The 19,137-nt window shown below is 69.1% G+C and carries 26 protein-coding genes; 14 read left to right on the top strand and 12 right to left on the bottom strand.

Annotated elements, in window-relative coordinates; all coding sequences use genetic code 11:
* Positions 1-2: 2 nt before the first annotated feature.
* Genes LPA46_RS15045 through LPA46_RS15030 form a run of 4 tightly spaced genes read right to left on the bottom strand, consistent with a single transcriptional unit; the run spans position 3 to position 3,266 of the window.
* The gene (locus tag LPA46_RS15045; RefSeq protein WP_230893199.1) at positions 3-164 is read right to left on the bottom strand and encodes a hypothetical protein; all 162 of its coding nucleotides are present in this window, start codon (positions 162-164) and stop codon (positions 3-5) included.
* 37 nt (positions 165-201) lie between these two features.
* Positions 202-1,719, bottom strand: coding sequence for an amidohydrolase (locus LPA46_RS15040; protein ID WP_230893198.1), 1,518 nt, complete (start codon positions 1,717-1,719; stop codon positions 202-204).
* A gap of 57 nt (positions 1,720-1,776) precedes the next feature.
* A complete protein-coding gene (locus LPA46_RS15035; protein ID WP_230893197.1) occupies positions 1,777-2,928 on the bottom strand; it encodes a thiamine ABC transporter substrate-binding protein in 1,152 nt (383 codons plus the stop codon).
* The gene (locus LPA46_RS15030; RefSeq protein WP_230893196.1) at positions 2,925-3,266 is read right to left on the bottom strand and encodes a thiamine-binding protein; all 342 of its coding nucleotides are present in this window, start codon (positions 3,264-3,266) and stop codon (positions 2,925-2,927) included. The genes LPA46_RS15035 and LPA46_RS15030 overlap by 4 nt, the downstream gene beginning before the upstream one ends.
* A 109-nt stretch (positions 3,267-3,375) precedes the next feature.
* Between LPA46_RS15030 and hmgA the strand changes: the two genes are divergently transcribed.
* From hmgA to LPA46_RS18885, 3 genes are read left to right on the top strand one after another with little or no spacing between them, the layout of a single operon-like run.
* Positions 3,376-4,587, top strand: a complete 1,212-nt coding sequence (gene hmgA / locus LPA46_RS15025) for a hydroxymethylglutaryl-CoA reductase (NADPH) (RefSeq protein WP_230893195.1) — start codon at positions 3,376-3,378, stop codon at positions 4,585-4,587.
* Between the two features lie 46 nt (positions 4,588-4,633).
* Positions 4,634-5,044, top strand: a complete 411-nt coding sequence (locus LPA46_RS15020; RefSeq protein WP_230893194.1) for a hypothetical protein — start codon at positions 4,634-4,636, stop codon at positions 5,042-5,044.
* Entirely contained in the window at positions 5,041-5,175 is a 135-nt protein-coding gene (locus LPA46_RS18885) for a hypothetical protein (protein WP_269073718.1), read from the top strand. Before LPA46_RS15020 ends, LPA46_RS18885 begins: the two co-directional genes overlap by 4 nt.
* Here the strand turns inward: LPA46_RS18885 and LPA46_RS15015 are convergent.
* Complete coding sequence (locus LPA46_RS15015; protein ID WP_058984080.1) at positions 5,172-5,513, bottom strand: hypothetical protein; 342 nt, start codon at positions 5,511-5,513, stop codon at positions 5,172-5,174. The two genes, LPA46_RS18885 and LPA46_RS15015, sit on opposite strands and share 4 nt — an antisense overlap.
* Positions 5,514-5,559: 46 nt before the next feature.
* Positions 5,560-6,084 carry a DUF5817 domain-containing protein gene (locus LPA46_RS15010; protein ID WP_230893193.1) on the bottom strand — a complete coding sequence of 175 codons (525 nt, stop codon included), beginning with the start codon at positions 6,082-6,084 and terminating at the stop codon, positions 5,560-5,562.
* Positions 6,085-6,190: 106 nt separating this feature from the next.
* On the opposite strand from LPA46_RS15010, the gene LPA46_RS15005 reads away from it, so the two are divergent.
* Positions 6,191-6,538 carry a hypothetical protein gene (locus LPA46_RS15005; RefSeq protein ID WP_230893192.1) on the top strand — a complete coding sequence of 116 codons (348 nt, stop codon included), beginning with the start codon at positions 6,191-6,193 and terminating at the stop codon, positions 6,536-6,538.
* A 4-nt stretch (positions 6,539-6,542) separates the two neighbouring features.
* Here LPA46_RS15005 and LPA46_RS15000 read toward each other — a convergent pair whose 3' ends face one another.
* Together LPA46_RS15000 and icd are read right to left on the bottom strand one after the other, a co-directional pair.
* Positions 6,543-6,830, bottom strand: coding sequence for a translation initiation factor (locus LPA46_RS15000; RefSeq protein ID WP_230893191.1), 288 nt, complete (start codon positions 6,828-6,830; stop codon positions 6,543-6,545).
* Positions 6,831-6,988: 158 nt separating this feature from the next.
* On the bottom strand, positions 6,989-8,248 hold the full coding sequence (gene icd, locus LPA46_RS14995; RefSeq protein ID WP_442908263.1) for an isocitrate dehydrogenase (NADP(+)): 1,260 nt from the start codon (positions 8,246-8,248) through the stop codon (positions 6,989-6,991).
* Positions 8,249-8,401: 153 nt separating this feature from the next.
* Between icd and LPA46_RS14990 the strand changes: the two genes are divergently transcribed.
* From LPA46_RS14990 to map, 3 genes are all read left to right on the top strand, one after another.
* Positions 8,402-9,292: an isoaspartyl peptidase/L-asparaginase gene (locus LPA46_RS14990; RefSeq protein ID WP_230893189.1), complete on the top strand. Its 891-nt coding sequence runs from the start codon at positions 8,402-8,404 to the stop codon at positions 9,290-9,292.
* Positions 9,293-9,580: 288 nt separating this feature from the next.
* Positions 9,581-10,132: an NUDIX hydrolase gene (locus LPA46_RS14985; protein WP_230893188.1), complete on the top strand. Its 552-nt coding sequence runs from the start codon at positions 9,581-9,583 to the stop codon at positions 10,130-10,132.
* A 59-nt stretch (positions 10,133-10,191) separates the two neighbouring features.
* Positions 10,192-11,082: a type II methionyl aminopeptidase gene (gene map, locus LPA46_RS14980; protein ID WP_230893187.1), complete on the top strand. Its 891-nt coding sequence runs from the start codon at positions 10,192-10,194 to the stop codon at positions 11,080-11,082.
* On the opposite strand, the gene LPA46_RS14975 is transcribed toward map, so the two are convergent.
* Positions 11,079-11,279 (bottom strand): DUF7835 family putative zinc beta-ribbon protein, encoded by a 201-nt coding sequence (locus LPA46_RS14975; protein ID WP_230893186.1) that lies wholly within the window; start codon positions 11,277-11,279, stop codon positions 11,079-11,081. The genes map and LPA46_RS14975 overlap by 4 nt on opposite strands.
* 121 nt (positions 11,280-11,400) lie before the next feature.
* Between LPA46_RS14975 and LPA46_RS14970 the strand changes: the two genes are divergently transcribed.
* Positions 11,401-11,943: an HIT family protein gene (locus LPA46_RS14970; RefSeq protein ID WP_230893185.1), complete on the top strand. Its 543-nt coding sequence runs from the start codon at positions 11,401-11,403 to the stop codon at positions 11,941-11,943.
* Positions 11,944-11,983: 40 nt separating this feature from the next.
* Positions 11,984-12,877, top strand: a complete 894-nt coding sequence (locus LPA46_RS14965) for a cation diffusion facilitator family transporter (protein ID WP_230893184.1) — start codon at positions 11,984-11,986, stop codon at positions 12,875-12,877.
* On the opposite strand, the gene LPA46_RS14960 is transcribed toward LPA46_RS14965, so the two are convergent.
* Positions 12,878-13,150: a hypothetical protein gene (locus LPA46_RS14960; protein ID WP_230893183.1), complete on the bottom strand. Its 273-nt coding sequence runs from the start codon at positions 13,148-13,150 to the stop codon at positions 12,878-12,880.
* A 101-nt stretch (positions 13,151-13,251) separates the two neighbouring features.
* Here LPA46_RS14960 and LPA46_RS14955 point away from each other — a divergent pair, with 101 nt between their 5' ends.
* Positions 13,252-13,398, top strand: a complete 147-nt coding sequence (locus LPA46_RS14955; RefSeq protein WP_230893182.1) for a hypothetical protein — start codon at positions 13,252-13,254, stop codon at positions 13,396-13,398.
* A 9-nt stretch (positions 13,399-13,407) separates the two neighbouring features.
* Here LPA46_RS14955 and LPA46_RS14950 read toward each other — a convergent pair whose 3' ends face one another.
* Together LPA46_RS14950 and deoC are read right to left on the bottom strand one after the other, a co-directional pair.
* Positions 13,408-14,661 carry a tRNA (N(6)-L-threonylcarbamoyladenosine(37)-C(2))-methylthiotransferase gene (locus LPA46_RS14950; RefSeq protein WP_230893181.1) on the bottom strand — a complete coding sequence of 418 codons (1,254 nt, stop codon included), beginning with the start codon at positions 14,659-14,661 and terminating at the stop codon, positions 13,408-13,410.
* A gap of 73 nt (positions 14,662-14,734) precedes the next feature.
* Positions 14,735-15,373, bottom strand: a complete 639-nt coding sequence (gene deoC / locus LPA46_RS14945) for a deoxyribose-phosphate aldolase (protein ID WP_230893180.1) — start codon at positions 15,371-15,373, stop codon at positions 14,735-14,737.
* Between the two features lie 79 nt (positions 15,374-15,452).
* Between deoC and LPA46_RS14940 the strand changes: the two genes are divergently transcribed.
* From LPA46_RS14940 to LPA46_RS14925, 4 genes are read left to right on the top strand one after another with little or no spacing between them, the layout of a single operon-like run.
* Positions 15,453-16,397, top strand: a complete 945-nt coding sequence (locus LPA46_RS14940) for a ribose 1,5-bisphosphate isomerase (protein ID WP_230893179.1) — start codon at positions 15,453-15,455, stop codon at positions 16,395-16,397.
* Positions 16,398-16,431: 34 nt separating this feature from the next.
* A complete protein-coding gene (locus tag LPA46_RS14935; protein ID WP_230893178.1) occupies positions 16,432-17,250 on the top strand; it encodes a DUF63 family protein in 819 nt (272 codons plus the stop codon).
* 23 nt (positions 17,251-17,273) lie between these two features.
* Complete coding sequence (locus tag LPA46_RS14930) at positions 17,274-18,164, top strand: carbohydrate kinase family protein (protein WP_230893177.1); 891 nt, start codon at positions 17,274-17,276, stop codon at positions 18,162-18,164.
* Between the two features lie 36 nt (positions 18,165-18,200).
* Positions 18,201-19,136: a WD40/YVTN/BNR-like repeat-containing protein gene (locus LPA46_RS14925; RefSeq protein ID WP_230893176.1), complete on the top strand. Its 936-nt coding sequence runs from the start codon at positions 18,201-18,203 to the stop codon at positions 19,134-19,136.
* Position 19,137: the final 1 nt, after the last annotated feature.

The following is a 19,137-nucleotide window of genomic DNA, read 5'->3' as shown; positions in this document are numbered from 1 at the left end:
CGCTACCGGCGGTCGTCGTCCTGTTCGCGGGACACGCGCTGGCGGGCTTCATCGCGGCTCATCCGGTCGGTGTCTTCTGCCTCCGAACGCACCAGCGAGTACAGCACGAGCGGCGCGACGACCGCGAGGAGGGCGAACAGCACGAACAGGGCGGCTGCGGACATGGGCGGCCGTAGCCCGCCCAGTCACGTATTCGTTGTGTCAGTCCGCGCGGTAGACGACCTCGCCGGCCACGACAGTCGCCTGCACGTCGATGTCCCGGATTGCTTCGGGCTGCTCCCACGGCGACTCGTCGAGCACGACGAGGTCAGCGAGCGCGCCCGCCTCGATTGTCCCCATTTCGTCCTCGCGGAAGCCGGCGTACGCGCCGCCAGCGGTGTACGCGCGCAGCGCGTCCGTGACCGAGAGCGCTTGCGACTCGGCGGGCGGGTTCACGCTGTAGTGCACGCCCAAGAGGGGGTCCAGGGGCATGCAGTCGCTGCCGAACGCGAGCGGCACGTCCGCGTCGCGGTAGGCGGGGAAGCGGTTGCTCGCCTCGCGGCGCTCCGCGCCGATGCGGTCCTCGTAGAGTCCCTCGCTGCCGGCCCACTTGAGGAAGTTCGGCTGCATCGACGCCACCACGCCCAACTCGCTCATGCGCTCGATGGCGTCGTCGCTGGCGAGTTCGGAGTGCTCGATTCGGTGACGGCTCGCTTCGGCGTCTGCGCACTCCTCGTAAGCATCCAGTACGGCGTCGATTGCCTCGTCGCCGATGGCGTGCGCGGTCACCTGGAGGCCCGCGTCGTCCGCGCGCGTCACGAACTCCCGGAGTTCCTCGGGGTCGACGACCCACTGCCCGGTCTCCTCGGGGGCGTCCGCGTACGGCTCGGAGAGTTTCGCAGTGTGGCCGCCGAGGCTGCCGTCCGTGTAGGTCTTCACGCCGCCGACTTCGACCATCTCGGAGCCGTGGTTCGTCCGCAGGCCGGTTTCGAGGAGGGCGTCGAGGTGGTCGCTCCAGTAGTTCAGGCGCACGCGGACGGTCAGTTCGTCGGCGAGGTCCAATTCGCGGAACGCCCGCGGCGAGTGGGACTGCCGCACCATGTCGTGGACGCACGTCACGCCCTGCTCGTTGGCTTCGCGCTGGGCCGCGCGCAGCAGCGACTCGGTCTCCTCGGGGTCGGGTTCGGTCGCCTCGTAGACGACTTCGACGGCGTCCTCGACGATTCGGCCGTCGCCGAGCACGTCCCCGATGGGCATCTCGTCGCCGTACGCGTCGAGCGCGACGGCGTTCACGGTCGCGGTGTGCATGTCCTCGCGGATGGCCGCCACCGGACGGTCCTCGCTAACGGCGTCGAGGTCAGACTGCTGGAGGTCGTCGGCGTCCCAGGCGGACTCGTCGTAGCCGTAGCCCAGAATCCACTCGTCGTCCGTCTCCGCTGCTCGCTCCTGCAGGCGGTCCGTGACCTCCTCGGGGCCGCTCGCGCCGCGGAGGTCCGCGTGCACGCCGTACTGACCGACGGTCTCCATGTGCGTGTGCGCGTCCACGAACCCAGGGAGGACGACGCCGCCGTCGAGGTCGATTACTTCGGTGCCGGTTCCGACGAGGAATCCGACGTCGTAGTCGTTGGCGAGCTGGACGACGCGCCCGTCCCGAATCGCCAGCGCGTCGTAGGTCTCCTCGGCGTCGTCGAGCGTATGGACCTCGCCGTTGCGCAACACGAGGTCGGCTGCCGCAGTCATGTCTCGAAAGCGGGCGGCCGGCCGCTTAGACGTTCGGGAAGCGGTCGCCGCGACTGGCTACTGCGTGGCGATGCGACGCGACACGTCCTCGCGCCACTCGTCGGCGTTGTCCCGCAACATCTCGTAGCCGTACTGGAGTTTGTTCTCGGGGACGTGAGCGTACTGTTGCATCCCCTCGGGGAGGCTGGCGTCCGACACCGTCGGGATGCCGACGTTCTTCACCGCGACCTCGCGCTGGGTCTCGGCCTCCAGCATGAAGTCCGCGAACGTGTGCAGGAGGTCGTCGTTCTCGCTGTCCGCGAACTGCGCGACGCCGGAGACGTACGCGTACCCCTGGTCGTTCGGGAACGCAATCTGGTGGCGCGCCATGTCGGTGTCCTCGCTCTGGGAGGCGTACACCTGGTCGGTGCTGTAGGAGACGACCATCGACGCCTCCTGGTTCGAGTACGCGGTGTAGGCGGCGTTCCACGACCCCGAGGTCTGGAGGCCGTTGTCCACGAGGCGGTCCCAGTAGTCGAGGTAGCCGTCCGGCCCGTACTCCTGGACCGTCCACAGCAGGAAACTCAGGCCCGTCACCGTGTTCTGCGGGTTCGCGAGGACGAGGCTGTCCGCCCACGCGTCCTTCGTGAGGTCCTCGAGGGTCTCGGGGGCGTCCACCTCGTTCTCGTCGTAGACGATGCAGACGTACGACGACCCCGTCGGGAGCACGCGCTGCTGGGGGTCGAAGCGGTAGGCGTCCACGACGTCGTCGCTGTTCGAGATGCGCGAGGTGTCGAACGCCGCGAACAGCGACTCGTCGAGGTTACGGTCCGCGCGCACCAGTCCGGTCGGCGTGACGCCGACGTAGCCGTCCGCGCCGAGGTCGACGCCCTGCTGTTTGCGCTGGACGAAGTCGTTGAGTTCGTTCTCGCGGACGACCCACTCGAAGTCGACGTCGTACTCCGACTCGAACGTCGACTTCACCCAGTCGCCCGCGCTCGTCGACACCGCGTCGACGTACGCCTGCGTCGTCCCAATCTTCAACGACTGCGGCTCGCCCGACGTGGTCGCCGTCGTCCCGCCGGTCGTCGTGGTCGTTCCTTCGGTGGTCGACGGTTCGCTCGCGTCCGTGGATTCGATGCAGCCCGCGAGCCCGAGTGCGGTTGCGCTCCCGATGGCTGCCACGAATTCGCGGCGCGACGACGAACGCTCGTCGCTCCCTCGGCTCACTGCTCGGCCCCTCCGTTGCGCGCGCCGGGACTGGCAGCGTCGCGCCCGAGGTGTGCCTCCACGCGGTCGACTTTCTCCTCGACGGCGAGGTCCTCCTCGCGGAAGTGGTCGATTTTGAGGTTCGTGGTGACGCGGCTCGCGTCCACGGCCTCGGTCGCGCCCTGCGCCGCGGCGAACACCTCGTCGAGGCCGTCGGCCTCGATGGTGGTCTCCATGGGGTTGGTCTCGTAGCGCACGTCGTAGTCGTCGAGCGCGTCGATGGCCTTCGCTATCTGCGCGTCGAAGTCGACGTCCGGGCTGTCCAGCGGTGCGACCGACAGCATCGCGGTGACTGTCATACCCGCGACTCTCGATTACGGAGTGATATAACCCACTATTTACCGCGGCGAGTCGGCCGTCGCACGTGAAAGGGCAACCTTCAGGGCGTCGCGCCGACGACGCCCCGGTATGACCGACGCCAGCGACCTCGCCGACCGCGTGCAGGACGGCGACCTCCGGCTCTACGAATTGGAAGGCCACGCCGACGCCGACACCGCGGCGGCCGCGCGCCGCGAAATTCTCGAACGCGAGACCGACGCCAGCCTCGACGCCACGGGCGCGTTCGCGTTCGACGCCGACGAGGTCGACCCGAACATCGAGAACCTCGCAGGCGGCACCCAGCTCCCGCTCGGCGTCGCCGGACCTATCGCGGTCAATGGCGGCGCTGCCGACGACGAGTTCTACCTCCCTCTGGCGACGACGGAGGGCGCGCTGGTCGCTTCCGTCAACCGCGGCTGCTCGGCGATTACGGCGGCAGGCGGCGCGAACGCCCGCGTGACGAAAGTCGGGATGACGCGCGCACCCGTCTTCCGCGTCGAGGACATCACCGAGGGCGCGGAAGTCGCGGAGTGGGTGGAGGACAACGTCGACGCGCTCCGCGAGGCTGCCGAGAGCACCACGAGCCACGGCGAACTCACCGAAGTCACGCCGTACGTCGTCGGCGACAGCGTCTTCCTCCGGTTCGCCTACGACACGAAGGACGCGATGGGGATGAACATGGCCACCATCGCCACCGAGGCCGCCGCCGACGTCGTGGAGGCGGAGACGCCCGCCGAATTGGTCGCGCTCTCCGGGAACCTTTGCTCGGACAAGAAGCCCGCCGCCATCAACGCCGTCGAGGGCCGCGGCCGCACCGTCACCGCGGACGTCACCATCCCCCGGGACGTCGTCGAGGAGCGCTTCGACACCACGCCCGAGGCCATCGAGGAAGCGAACACGCGCAAGAACTTGATTGGCTCCGCGAAGGCCGGCAGCCTCGGGTTCAACGCGCACGCCGCGAACACCGTCGCCGCCGTCTTCCTCGCGACCGGGCAGGACGCCGCGCAGGTCGTCGAGGGCTCGAACGCCATCACGACCGTCGAAGACAGGGGCGACGAACTGTACGCCTCGGTGAACCTGGCGAGCCTCGAAGTCGGGACCGTCGGCGGCGGCACGAAACTCCCGACGCAGCGCGAGGCGCTGGACGTGCTCGGTGTGCGTGGGGGCGGCGACCCGGCCGGGGCGAACGCCGACGCGCTCGCGGAAATCATCGCGGCGGGTGCGCTCGCCGGTGAGCTCAGCCTGCTCGCCGCGCTCGCGTCCCGCCACCTCTCCTCGGCGCACGCCGAACTCGGCCGCTGAACTGTTCAGGAGAAGACATTTCTGGCGGCGCCGCGATTCGCCGCGCATGGCGAGCGACTCCCTCCGTACGGCGGCGCTGCGCTACGGCGTCGTCGCTGGCCCCGTCACCGTCGCGCTGCTGGCGGGCGTCGCCGTGCTCGTGGACTTCCCCCTGAAACTGCTCGGCGTGCTGACGCTCGGCGTCCCGCTACTGGTCGTCCCTGCCGTCGTCGGTGCCACGGACGCCGGCATCGAGACCGCGGCTGGAAGCGCCCTCGTCGGGGCCGAGGCCGGCGACCCGTCGGACCACCAGCCAGACCGCATCCCCCCGTTCCGAACCCGCTCGACGTCGTGTGCTGGCTGTCCGGCGTCGGCGTCGCCGGCGCGGTCCTGTTGGCCGCCACCTTCTGAGCACTTTCAGTTTCACCCCGCGGCAGACACGGAGTTATTTTACCGCACTTCCTTCACTGGAATATGAACGCACACTCGGGTGACGAGCCGGAGGGGCGGTCGCGGGCGGTGCGCGTGCTCCGGGTGCTGAAGCTGCTGTTGACGGTGCTCGTCCTCGCGCTGACGCTGCTGCGCGCACTCCCCAGCGGCCCGCTCTAATCGAGGGCCAGCCAGACGAGGTACGAGCCCGCCGCGAGCACGACCGCGATACCGCCGACAGTCGCGGCCTCGCTCTCGAACAGTTCGCCGAACAGCAGGAGAAGCCAGCCGATAACTGCGAGCAGGTTCCCGACGCCGTAGTCGTGTTCGCCGGCGAGCACGCGCAGAATTGCGGCGAGCGTGAACCCGGCCACGAACACGCCAGCCAGCGCCGCCAGCGTCGACACGCCGGGCACCGGCCACGACGGGTCCGTGCTCGCCAGCACGACCACGACCGCTGCGCTCACGAGCGTCACACCGACGACGACCTGCCAGACTCGCGCCAGCCGTCCGTCCATCGTCGGAACCTCGCACAGCCACCGGCAAGAACGTGTGGGTCGCCAGCTACAGTAGCCGGAACCCGTCGCCGGACTCGGTGACGTCGCCAGCACGCCGGAGTTTGTCGAGCGCGCGCTCGACGTAGTCCCCGTCGACGCCGTGCTCGGCCGCGAACGCCTTCACCTCCGCTTCCGTGGGTTCGTCGAGTTCGCGCAACGCCGTCCGCACGGCCTCGCGCTTCCCGAGGCTGCGCCCGGACTGCTCGACGCGCTCCTCGACGGCCGACACCTCCTCGACGTCCACGCCTGCCGAGTCGAGGAACTCCTCGTCGCTCATCCCGGCGTCCTCGGCGAAGTCGCCGAGCGTCGTGAAGTCGTCCAGCTCTGCGAACGCGTCGCCGTGGCCCGCGCGGTTCGCGAGCATCGACGCCCGCACCTCGCGAGCGTGGTCCTCGTCGTCGGTCTGGACGAACTTCCGGAGTTTTGAGAACTGGTGGCGCCGCTCACAGCGCGGACAGCCCGAGGTGTCGGGGCGTCCCTCCACGACCCACAGCGCGCCACAGTCCGTGCAGCCGACGACCGCGTACGTCATCACCTCCGATTCGGGCGGCTTCGCTGATAAACGTCCCGTCCCCACGCGCTCGCTGTCGGCGCGAACGTGGACAATACTGATACCGGCCCGTGTCGTCGTCTCCGCCGTGACCGACTCACCCGCCGACACGGGACGCAGCGACCGCTGGTGGGTGCCGATTGCACTCCTCGCGGCGACGTTCCCCGTCACGCTCGCGCTCAGCATCGTCCTCCCGCCGGACGCGGTCGCGATGCTCCCGGTGTTCGCCGTCGTCGCGCTCGGCTTCCTGCTTGCGCTGTGCTCGCCGGCGTTCGTCTACTTCGACAAACAGTACCTCGCCGCCACGGGAGCGTGGAACCCATCGGCGCTGTACTTCCTGATGGTCGTCCCGCTCGTCGCGCCGCTGGTCGCCGCCGCCTACGTCTATCGACGCCACGAACAGGTCGGCGTACCCGCGAATCCGCTCGCGGACTGACCCGCTACTCGACGGTGAAGCCTTCCTCCTCGAGAATGTCTTTCACGCGGTCCTCGTGGTCGCCCTGCACCTCGACGCTGGTCTCTTTGGCCGTGCCGCCCGCGCCGAGGCGCTTCTTCAGCGTGGTCGCCACGTCGCCGACGTCGGTGACCTCCGGGTCGAACCCTTCGACCACGGTGACGGGCTTGTCGTACGTGCGGCGCTCGACGTGGACCGAGAGTTCTTGCTCGGCCCGCGCGATATCTTCCATCCCCGGTACGTCGATGCCGCCGAAGTCGTCGTCCTCTGGCACGCCCCGAAGTACGCTACCGAGACGCATATGCGTTGTCGCCGATGCGTCGCTGACGAGTAGCGCGTCGAAAGAAAAAACGAGTTAGAGACGGCGCGAAGACCTCGTTACGCGAGGTCCTCGATATCCTCGGCGCGAGCCGAGGGCCCGAAGAACTCGCCTCAGGCGAGTTCTTCGATGCGCTCGACGACTTCCTCGGCGTACTCGGAGGTGGAGAGCTTGACGCCGCCCTCGACCTGCCGTTCGAGGTCGTAGGTGACGCGGTGCTCGCTAATCTGGGCCTCGACGGCTTCGTGGACGAGGTCGGCGGCGTCGTCCCAGCCGATGGACTCCAGCATCAGTTTACCGGAGAGAATCAGCGCGGTGGGGTTCGCCTTGTCCTTGCCGGCGTGCTTAGGCGCGGAGCCGTGCACGGGCTCGGCGAGCACGCGGCCGTCGCCGAAGTTCGCGCCGGGTGCGATGCCGAGGCCGCCAATCTGGGCGCCCGCGGCGTCGCTGAGGTAGTCGCCGTTGAGGTTCGGCATCGCGAGGACATCGTAGTTCTCCGTGCGCGTCAGCAGCTGCTGGAGCATGTTGTCCGCGATGCGGTCCTTGACGACGACCTGATCCTCGGGGGCTTCGCCGTCGTACTCCTCCCAGAGGGTGTCCTCGTCGATGGTCTCCTCGGGGAACTCCTCGGCGGCGACCTCGTAGCCCCAGTCGCGGAACGCGCCCTCGGTGAATTTCATGATGTTGCCCTTGTGGACGAGCGTGACGGAGTCACGGTCGTTCTCGATGGCGTACTCGATGGCGCGGCGAACGAGGCGCTTCGTGCCGAATTCCGAGATGGGCTTGATGCCGATGCCGACGTCGCCCTGGTGGATGGTCTCGTCGAAGCCCATCTCGTCCTCGACGAAGTCGCGTACCTCCTCGACGTCGTCGGTGCCGGCCTCCCACTCGATGCCGGCGTAGACGTCCTCGGTGTTCTCCCGGAAGTTCACCATGTCCATCTCCTCGGGGTTCTTCACGGGGGACGGGACGCCGTCGAGGTAGTAGGTCGGGCGGACGTTCGCGTAGAGGTCGAGCTTCTTGCGGAGCGCGACGTTGAGGCTGCGGAAGCCGGCGCCGACGGGCGTCGTCAGCGGGCCCTTGATGGCGACGCGGTGCTCGCGGATGGCTTCGACGGTCTCCTCGGGGAGATTCTCGCCGTACTCCTCACGTGCGGACTCTCCAGCGAGGACGCGCGCCCACTCGATGTTTCGTCCCGTCGCTTCCGCGGCGGCGTCGAGTACTTTCTGTGCAGCGGGTGCTACGTCCTTCCCGATACCGTCCCCGAAGATGATGGGGATAATCGGGTTGTCCGGAACCTCGATTTCGTCGGCGTCCTCGTCGTAGGTAATCTTCTCCCCACTCTCGGGGATGTCGACGTTCTCGTAGCTCATAGTCATATGCAGGTCATCCGATGCGCCTAAAAGGACTGCTGTTTCGCGCAGGTACGTCAACACATGACGTGGCTCGCGGCCGACCCGCCGCCATCCCGCGGTACGCCGTCCGAATCCCCACACACTAAGCGTCCGGGCCCGGCAGGTCGCCGTATGCAGGTCATCGTACACGGCGGCGCGGGCACGAGCGTGGACGAACCAGTGCCGCGCCAGGCGACACTCGACGAGGCAGCCGACGCGGGCGCGAGCGCGGACGACCCCGTAGACGCGGTCGAAGCCGCGATTCGCGTGCTCGAAGCCGACACCCGGTTCAACGCCGGCACGGGCGGCGCGGTCCAGTCTGACGGCGTGATTCGCACGGATGCGGGTGTGATGACGAGTGACCGCGACGCGGGCGCAGCGGCGTCGATGCCCGGGGTGGAGGCTGCTATCTCGGTCGCACGCGCCGTGATGGAAGAGACGCCCCACGTCCTCCTGAACGGCGTCCACGCAGTCGACTTCGCCGCGGACGTCGGCGTCGACGTGGAGTGCGACCTCTGGAGTGAGGATACTCAGCAGCGCTGGGACGACCTCGACGACCACCCCGAGGGCAGCCCGCTCGACCACCTGGAGTGGATTCAGGACAAATTCGGCACGACAGACCCCGAGGGGAGGGATGGCGAAGCGTCCTCGAAGGACCACGACACCGTCGGCGCGGTCGCATTCGACGGAGAAAAACTGGCTGCGGCGACGTCGACCGGTGGCCGCTGGCTCGCGCTCGCGGGCCGGGTCGGCGACGTCCCGCAAATCGGCTCGGGGTTCTACGCGGCGCCCGCGGGTGCCGCCTCCGCGACCGGTGCGGGTGAGGACATCGCGAAGGCGACGCTGACGCGGCGCGCCGTCCGCCACCTCGAATCGGGGCTCGACGCGCAGGAAGCGGCCGACCGCGCCATCGAGGAGTTCGGCGAACTCACGGGGTCGTCTGCGGGCGTCATCGTGCTCGGGAGCGACGGGACGGTCGGGGAGGCGTTCAACTCCGAGCAGATGCAGACAGCGAGACGCTGAGCGAAGCGAAGCGTCTCGGAATTGCGAGCGGGGAGCGCGTGGCCGAGCGGAGCGAGGCCACGGGAAGAGTGAACGGCGACCGGCGGGAGCCGTGAACACGAGCGACCCGCGAGCGGCGAGAGCGCGACCGTAGGGTGGGCTCTCGTTGCGGCGAACGCGGAGCGAAGCGACTCGTGAGCGACACAGAGTAACGCCCAGCCGCCTGTCGCACCGCCCGAACCGGCACAGCGTTCTTTACCTCTCGCGTCGTACGCGATTGCCACGCTGGCACGCCGCCAGCACTTCACCATGCCCCTCCGCCCCACGTACGACGGCTTCTCGAAGACGTGTCTGCTGGACCCCGAGCAGTGCCGCGAGCGCACGGACGTGTTGTTCCGCGAGGAGACCGAGGTGGTCGACGACCGCGGCGCGTTCAACGGCCACGAGACGTGGGCGGGGACGGCTGCGGTCGTGGTGCTGAACGACGACGGCGACGTATTACTCGTGAACGGGCCGGATGGGTGGCGACTACCTGCGAGTCCGGTGAAGGCGGGCGACGACTGGGCGGCAGTGGCGCGGCGCTGGGTCGCCCAGAAGACCGGGCTGGCCGTCGACCTCGACCGCGTGGAGCGCGTCCAGCGGACGAGCTACCGGCTCGCCGGGTCGGCGACGCGACAGACCACGGGCTACGACGTGGTGTTTCGTGCGCGGCCGTTGGACGAGCCGACACCGATGGACCACCTCGAAGCGAAGCGGAGTAGCGAGCGCGACGAGTGGGCCGACGACTGGTTCGCGAGCGTGCCCGAGCGCGCCGCCGACGACGCGTTCCGGGGCGACGTCGAGTGGTTCCTCGAGGAGTAATTCGGCGTCGAGCGCGCAATCCCGCAACCTCTTTCCCGCGTTCGGGCCAAGACTACGGCATGGCAGACAGCGTCGAAGTCGGCTCCGAGGCGTACGAGAAGTACGTGGAAGCCGGCGACATTCTGACGGACGTGATGGAGGAGGCCGCCGACCGCGTCGAGGTCGGCGTCACGCAACTGGAGGTCGCGGAGTTCGCCGAGGAGCGCATCCGCGAACTCGGCGGCGAGCCGGCGTTCCCCGTGAACATCAGCGTCGACGAGGAGGCCAGCCACGCCGCGCCGGGCGCGGACGACGACACGGAGTTCGGCGAGGAGATGGTGTGCCTGGACGTCGGCGTGCACGTCGACGGCCACATCGCGGACGCCGCGACGACCGTCGACCTTTCCGGTAACCCCGAACTCGTGGAGGCCGCCGAGGAAGCCCTCAATGCTGCCGTCGACGCCGTCGAGCCGGGCGTCCACACGGGCGAAATCGGCGCCGAGATTCAGGACGTCATCGAGGCGTACGGCTACAATCCTGTCGTGAACCTGACGGGCCACGGCGTCGACGTCTACGACGCGCACACGGGGCCGAACGTCCCGAACCGCTCGGTCGAATCCGGCACCGAACTGCAGGTCGGGGACGTGCTCGCCATCGAGCCGTTCGCCACCGACGGGACGGGGAAGGTCTCGGAGGGCTCGGCCACCGAAATCTACGAGGTCGTCGGCGAGGGCAGCGTCCGGGACCGCCGCGCGCGCCAACTCCTAGACGACCTCGAACAGTTCGACGGGCTGCCGTTCGCCGCGCGCTGGGTCGACGCGCCACGCGCGGAGATGAGTCTTCGACGCCTCGAGATGGCGGACATCGTTCGGTCGTACCCGGTGTTGAAGGAGAGCGAGGGCGCGCTCGTCAGCCAAGACGAGCACACGCTCATCGTCACCGAGGACGGCTGCGAAATCACGACGAACTAGGCGTCGTTCATCCGCTTGGCCCGCACGTCGCCGCACTCGCGGCAGGTCGCTACCCGATAGGGCTCCCGGGAGAACGCCGCGTTCTGGTCGTCGGCACTCTCCGTCCGGAGTTCGACGGTGACCGTGTGCGGGGTCTCGTACCCACAGTTCTGACACGGCTCCGTCATCGCGTCGGCCTGGGGAGTCTTTCTGGCCATCGGTACCACTCCAATTGTCATTTTCGTCGCTACCAGTAAATAACCGACTAAAGTGGTGAATGTGAACAACTGACACACCTGGCACCGAAAAGCACCTGACGCGGGCTCCCAACTCCCGCCTATGGACCAGGTGTTCGCGCCGTGGCGCATCGAGTGGGTGGAACGCGAGGAGAAGAACGAGGACGTCGACTGCGTGTTCTGCGAGTATCCCGAGCGCGGGGACGACCGCGAACACCTCGTCGTCGCGCGCGCCGAGCACGCGTTCGTGATGCTGAACAACTACCCGTACAGCCCCGGGCACTGCATGGTCGTCCCGCACACGCACACCGGCGACTACACCGACCTCGACGACGAGACGCTGCTCAGCCACGCGCGCCTCAAGCAGGCGACGTTCGACGCCCTCGACGACGCGTTCGCGCCCGACGGCTTCAACGCCGGTCTCAACCTCGGCGGCGGCGCGGCCGGCGGCAGCATCGACGACCACCTCCACACGCACGTCGTGCCGCGCTGGAGCGGCGACACCAACTTCATGCCAGTCATCAGCGACACGAAGGTCATCGTCGAAGCCCTCGACGAGTCCTACGACCGCCTCCACGAGGCGTTCGCCGACCATCCTGCCGCCGTCGAGACGGACTCGGGGGCGCCGCGCCTCGATTTCGACTGAATCGAAACACCGAACCACCCGGGCGGGGTAGGTCGTGTCGATGGACCGGAGACGCGCGGTCCGGCGGGTCGGCGGCGTCGTCTTCGCCGCGAACCTCGCCCTCGTCGCCGCGAAAGCCGTCGTCTGGTGGACGACCGGCAGCATCGCGGTCGGCTCCGAGGCAGTCAACAGCCTCGCGGACGTCGCGTACTCGCTGGTCGTGCTCGGCGGGCTCTACCTCACGACGCAGCCGCCGGACTTCGAGCACCCGCACGGCCACGAGCGCATCGAGCCGTTCGTCTCGCTGTTCGTCGCCGTCGGCGTGCTCGCAGCCGGTGCCGCCGTCATCTGGTCGGCGTCGACCTCCCTGTTGGCGGGGACGTACGGCCGCAGCGCCGGGCTCGCGGGCGTCGTCGTGCTCACAGGCACTGCGGTCGCGAAGTACGTGCTCTACTACTACTGTCTGGACGTCGCCGAGCGCCACCACTCGCCGGCGATTCGCGCGACCGCCCTCGACAACCGCAACGACATCCTCACCGCGGGCGCGGCGCTGGCGGGCGTCGTCGGCTCCGCCGCGGGCTACCCGATTCTGGACCCGGTGGCGGCGCTCGTGGTCGCGCTCGGCATCCTCTACACGGGCTACGAAATCGTCCGCGACAACGTCAACTACCTCGTCGGCGCCGCGCCTCCCGAGAACCTCCGCGAGGAGATTCTCGACCGCGCGCTCGCCCACCCCAAAGTGGAGGGCGCACACGACGTCGTCGCCCACTACGTCGGCCCGGAGGTCGACGTCAGCCTCCACGTCGAGGTCGAGGGCGAGATGAGCCTCTACGAGGCCCACGGCATCGAGACCGAAATCATCGAGTCGGTGCGCGAGATTCCGGAGGTCGACGACGTGTTCGTCCACGTCGACCCGAAAGAACTCGGCGAGTGGAAGGCCGCCGACACCGAGTGACTACGCCAGCGCCGCGAGTTCACCACAGTCCGTCCACTCGCCGCCCATCGGCCGGCGTTCGACGCGCGGCGATTCCCAGCCGCCCGGCGTTCTGACAGCGCGCACCCGGTACTGTGGGGCATTCCGCGGCCCCGGACAGAGTTCGATTCGGACGCCGGCCTGGTCGCGCTCGATACGCGACGGCCGTCCCGCGACACGCGTGCCGTCGTCCGTCTCGACGACGACGTCGTCGCCGGGTCGCACGTCGTAGAGTTGTTCGACGAGTGCTACCATCGCTGGTCAGTTGTGACACTTATTCACAGCCACAAAGGTACTGTGGCTGTCAGGACCGTTCGGCGGGAAGTTCTATGAGGGGGTCTACCGAAGCCTCTCCCATGAGCGAGGCCCGACAGCTCCAGTGTCTCGAATGCGGCCGTACAGACCCGCCGAACGGAAACTGGGAGTCCGGGACCCATCCCACGCTCGGGTCGATGACGAAGTGCCCCGAGTGTGGGAGCACGAACGTCCAGACGAAGCGGTAGAACGAGGCCTCAGACGGGGTCGCCGAACGCGTAGACGGTCTGGTGGCCGGTGACCTCCACAGTGGCGAAGTCGCCGGGTTCCAACCCGTAGTCGGAGGCGTTCTGGACGATAATCTGACGGTAGCTGCCGTCGTAGCACTTCACGGAGTCGCCGGTCCCCTGCTCGGTGACGAGGACCTCGCGCTCGGTGCCGACCATCGACTCGTGGGCGTCCCCGACCACGTCCATCTTGAGGTCGGTCATCGCCTTCGAGCGGTCCTTCTTCGTCTGCCCGCCGAGGCCCTTCATCTCGGCTGCGTCGGTGCCGGGGCGCTTGGAGAACCGCGTGACGTTGATTTTCTCCGGGCGGGTCTCACGCAGGAGCGCCATCGACTGCTCGTGGTCGTGCTCAGTCTCCGTGGGGAAGCCGACGATGAAGTCCGTCGAGAGCGTCCACTCCTCGAGGTAGTCGTCGAACGTCTCCACGATGTCGACGTACTGCTCGACTTCGTGCTGGCGGCGCATGTCTTCGAGCACGTCGTCGCTGCCGGACTGCACGGGCGCGTGCAGGAAGTTGTAGATTTCGTCGTGCTCGGCGAACACTTCCGCGAGTTCCTCGCGGATGCCGTGGACGCCGCCGGGGTTGGCCATCCCGACGCGAACGCGGAAGTCGCCCTCGATTTCGGTGGCGATGCGCTCCAGTAGTTCGGGGAGCTTCCGTTCGCCCTTGTCCCAGCCGTAGACGCCGGTGTCCTGGCCGGTGATGCGAATCTCCTCCGCGCCGGCGTGGACGAGTGCGCGCGCCTTCTCGACGTTCTCCTCGACGGGCGGGGAGTCCACGCGCCCGGTCGCCTGCTTCGTGATGCAGTACGAGCAGTTGCTCATGCAGCCGCGGGCGATGGGGAGGATGCCGATGACACCGTCCAGGATGGGTTCGGCGTCCGGCGTCGTCGTCGGGCACTCGCCGTTCGTCACGGCTTCCGGCACGTCGTCCCAGTGCAGGACCTGAGCGTCGACCTCCGCGTCGGCGAACTCTTCGCCCTGCGCGAGCGCCATGCAACCGGTGACGATGAGGTCGGCCGTTTCGTCTTCGAGTTCCTCGGCCCGCCGGAGCATGTTGCGCTCCGTCTTCTCGACCACCGTACAGGTGTTGAGGATGGCGACGTCCGCCTCGTCGGCCCCCTCGACCTTGTGGTGGCCGGCGTCGCGGAGGCGTCGCTCGATTTCGCGGCTCTCGCCGCGGTTCGAGGTACACCCGTACGTCTCGATGTGGTACTGGGCCATGCGTTGACTCAATCGTTGGCCGCCCGCGGGCAAAAGTACGACGATAGCCGGCGACGCTCCCGGCGAGGACTGCCTACTCGTCGAACGTCTCCACGATGTTCACGCCGGAACTCGCACCGATGCGCTCGGCGCCCGCCTCGAACATCGCCTGCGCGTCCGCGTAGTCGCCGACGCCGCCGCTGGCCTTCACGGGGAGGTACTCGCTCATCAGTTCCACGTCCGGCACGGTCGCGCCGCCGTCGGAGAACCCGGTCGCGGTCTTCACCATGTCCGCGCCCGCGTCTTCGGCGGCCTGGCACGCGTCGTGTTTCTCTTCGTCGTCGAGCAGCGGCGTCTCGATGATGACCTTCACGGGCAGCGGCGTGGCGTCCACGACCGCTTCGAGGTCCTCGCGCACGGCGTCCAGCTCGCCAGCCTTCAGGCGGCCGACGTTCGTCACGACGTCGAGTTCGTCCGCGCCGTCGGCGTGCGCGATGCGGGCCTCGCTGACCTTCGCCGCCGTGGCGTGCTGGCCGTGCGGGAACCCGACGACGGTCGCGACGGTGAGGTCGTCGGGCGCGTAACTCCGCACGTCGGCGACGTAACACGGCGGGATGCAGACGTTCATCCCGTACTCGGTGGCCTCCTCGACGACGCGCTCGACGTCCGCGGGCGTCGTCACGGGGCCGAGCACGGTGTGGTCGATGCGGGCGGCGAGCTCCTCGCGGTTCATACGTGAGGCGAGGCGGGGCCACGTGAAAAGTCGGCCGGTGGACGCCAACCCCTTTTACCCGCGGCACGAACCGAGGGGCATGCTCGCACCGGAGGTCGAGACCACCGCCGAGGACATCGCGGAGATGGAAGTCAGGGGCGCGGCGACCATCGCGCGCGCCGCCGCGGAGGCGCTGGAAGCGCAGGCCCGCGACAGCGACGCCGACACGCCCGCGGGCTTCCGCGAGGAACTCCGGGCGGCCGCGCGCCGCCTGCGGAACACCCGTCCGACCGCGGTCAGCCTGCCGAACGCGCTCCGCTACGTGCTCAACGAGGTCGACGGCGACTCCGTGGCGGCCCTCCGCGCGTCCACTATCGAGGCGACCGAGCGCTTCCGCGACCAGCTGGACCGCGCGCAGGACGACCTCGGCGCAATCGGCGCGAACCGCCTGCGGGACGGCGACACCATCATGACGCACTGCCACTCCACGGACGCGCTGGCGTGCGTCGAAGCCGCCCTCGACGACGGCAAGGAAATCGAGGCCGTCGTCAAGGAGACGCGCCCGCGCAAGCAGGGCCACATCACTGCAAAACAGCTCCGCGAGTGGGACGTCCCGGTGACGATGGTCGTGGACAACGCCGCGCGGCGCTACCTCGACGACGTCGACCACGTGCTCGTGGGCGCGGACTCCATCGCCGCCGACGGCTCCGTCGTCAACAAAATCGGGACCAGCATGCTCGCCGTCTCCGCCCGCGAGCGCGGCGTCCCCGTGATGGTTGCCGCGCAGACGCTCAAGCTCCACCCGGACACACTCACCGGCCACACCGTCGAAATCGAGATGCGCGACGAGACCGAAGTCCTCAGCGACGAGGAGCGTGCGGAGATGGGGGACCCGGACGTGGAGAACCCCGCGTTCGACGTGACGCCGCCGCGCTACGTCGACGCCATCGTCACCGAGCGCGGCCAGTTCCCGCCGGAGAGCGTCGTCACGCTGATGCGGGAACTGTACGGCGAGGGCACCAGCGAGCCCTGGGCCGAGGAATAACAAGGTTTTCACGCGGCGCGTCCACCGTCTCGGTATGGTCTTGCCCTCGGGGTTCGCGCTCCCGTCGCTCCCGTACCTCGCGGTCGTCGCTGCCGCTGTGCTCGCGGTCGGGTGGCTGCTCGTCCGCGAAGCGCCGCCCGTCACCGACCGCACCGTCCTCGCGTTCGCCCCGTGGATGGTGCTCGGGTCGACGCTGTACGTCTGTTTCCAACTCGACCGCTTCCCCGACACAGTCGCGCCCTTCTTCGGTTCCCCGACCGTCTACGCGACGACGTTCGCCGTCGCGGGCGCGACGTGGCTCGCCGCGCGACGCACCGCTCGCCCGCTGCTCGCCACCGCAGCTCTCGGCGGCGTGCTCGCCGTCTTCCCCACCGCTGCCGCCGTCGGCTACGGCCTCGCGAACGACACGCTGACGCTGGCGTGGCCGCTCGCTGCCGTCGTTGCCGCCGCAGTCCTCGGGCACGTCGCGTGGTGGGTGGTCGAGCGACTGCGCCCTGACGACGTCGCCGCCGTCGGTGGTGCCGGCGCACTCGCCGTCTTCGCACACGTCCTCGACGGCACCTCCACCGCGGTCGGCGTGGACGTGCTCGGGTTCGGCGAGCAGACGCCGCTCTCCGCCGCTATCATGCACGCCGCCGCCGAACTCCCCACTGCCTCCCTCATCGGCGTCGGCTGGCTATTCGTCCTCGTGAAGACCGCGCTCGGCGCCGCGGTCGTCCTCCTGCTCGCCGAGTACGTCCGCGAGGACCCCGTCGAGGGGAACCTCCTGCTCGCGGTCGTCGCCGCCGTCGGCCTCGGTCCCGGCGCGCACAACGTCTTGCTCTTCGTCGCCGCGAATCCCGCAGGGTTTTAGCGCGACCGACCCAACCGCCGGCCATGGTTCGTGTCGTCGCCGCCGGCCACGTCAACTGGGACGTCACGCTCCGCGTCGACGCCCTCCCCGAGCCCGACGGCGAAGCCCGCATCGTCTCCCAGCGCCGCTCCGGGGGCGGGAGTGCCGCCAACGCCGCGGTCGCGCTCGCGGGCTTCGACGTCGACACCGGGCTCGTCGGGAGCGTCGGCGACGACGAGAACGGGCTGCTCGCGCGCCGGGAACTCGACCGCGTCGGCGTCGACCTCGACGGCCTCCGCGTCGTCGACGACGCCGAGACGAGCGTGAAGTACCTCGTCGTGGACGGCGACGGCGAGGTGATGGTGCTCGGCAACGACGGTGCCAACGAAGCCATCGCGCCCGGGGACGTCGACGCCGACTACGTCCAGGCCGCCGACCACGTCCACCTCACAAGCCAGCGCCCCGAGACCGCCACGCGCATCGCCGAACTCGCCACCGAAGCCGGCGCGACGGTCTCGTTCGACCCCGGCCGCCGCCTCGACGAGCGCGACTACGCCGCGACCATCGAGCGCTGCGACGTCCTCTTCGTCAACGACCGCGAAGCCCTCGAAATCCTGGAGGAGGACGCCACCTACGCCGAATCGGACGTCGGCGACCGCGTCGTCGTCGTGAAACACGGCGCGGAGGGCGCGACCGTCCACACGCCCACGGGCTCGTTCGAGCACCCCGGCTTCGACGTCGAACCCGTGGACACGACGGGCGCCGGCGACGCCTTCGCCGCCGGCTTCATCGCCGTCCTCCTCGACCACCCCGACGACTACGAGCGCGCGCTGGAGTTCGCGAACGCCTGCGGCGCGCTCGCCGCCCAGGCCGAGGGCGCGCGCACCGCGCCGACGTACCCGGAAGTCGAGGCGTTCCTCGACCAGCAGTTCTGACCCACGTTTAGGTGGGTGGCTCGTGTAGCCGACTGTATGCGACTCCTCGCGGCGTTCCCCGACCGCGTGCTCTCGTTCGACGACGGCAGCCTCCAGACCGTTTTCTCCGGCGACGTGCAGTGTCTCGATGCTGGCCCGTTCGGCGTCTACTGCGGGACCAGCGACGGCGTCTACCGCCAGTCCGACACCGACTCGGCGGACTGGATGCGCGTCGCGGACGTCGGCGACGTGACCGCAGTCGCCGTCCACGAGTCGGGCGTCTGGGCGGGAACCGAGCCGAGCGCGGTCTACCACGCGCCCGGCGGCGAGACGTTCGCCGAGTGCGAAGGACTCACCGACCTGCCGTCCAGCGACGACTGGGCGTTCCCACCACGTCCCTCCACGCACCACGTTCGGTGGCTCGAACCCACGCCCGAGCGGCTCTACGTCGCCGTCGAAGCCGGCGCGCTCGTCCGGTCGCCGGACGGCGGCGAGACGTGGCGGGACCGCGTTCCGTCGGGTCCGTACGACACGCACTCGATGGCGACCCACGACGACCGCCCGGACCTCGCGTACTCGGCCGCCGGCGACGGCTTCTACGTCACCGAGGATGGCGGCGACTCCTGGCGCACCGTGGAAGCGGGCCTCGACCGCACGTACTGCTGGAGCGTCGTCTGCGACCCGGGCGACCCCGAGCGCGTGCTCGTCTCCGCCGCGAACGGCCCGCGCAGCGCGCACGACGCCGGGACCGCGAGCAGCGCGGTCTTCCGGAAGGACGGCGCAGATGCTGATTGGGAACGCTGCGACGACCTGCCCGGCCCGAACGGACTGCTCGCGTCCGTGCTCGCGACGACTGGCCCTGGGGAAGCCGTCGCTGCGACGAACCGCGGGTTCTTCGAGACCGACGACTGGGGCGCGTCGTGGACTGAAATCGACACGGAGTGGCCCGCTGCGCTGGAATCCGAGCGACCCCGCGGGCTCGTCACACGCTGAC

The organism is Halobacterium sp. KA-6 (genome assembly GCF_021029015.1).
Classification (GTDB): domain Archaea; phylum Halobacteriota; class Halobacteria; order Halobacteriales; family Halobacteriaceae; genus Halobacterium.
The sequence above is the reverse complement of the archived record's forward strand: the minus strand, read 5'-3'. Positions and strand labels throughout refer to the sequence as shown.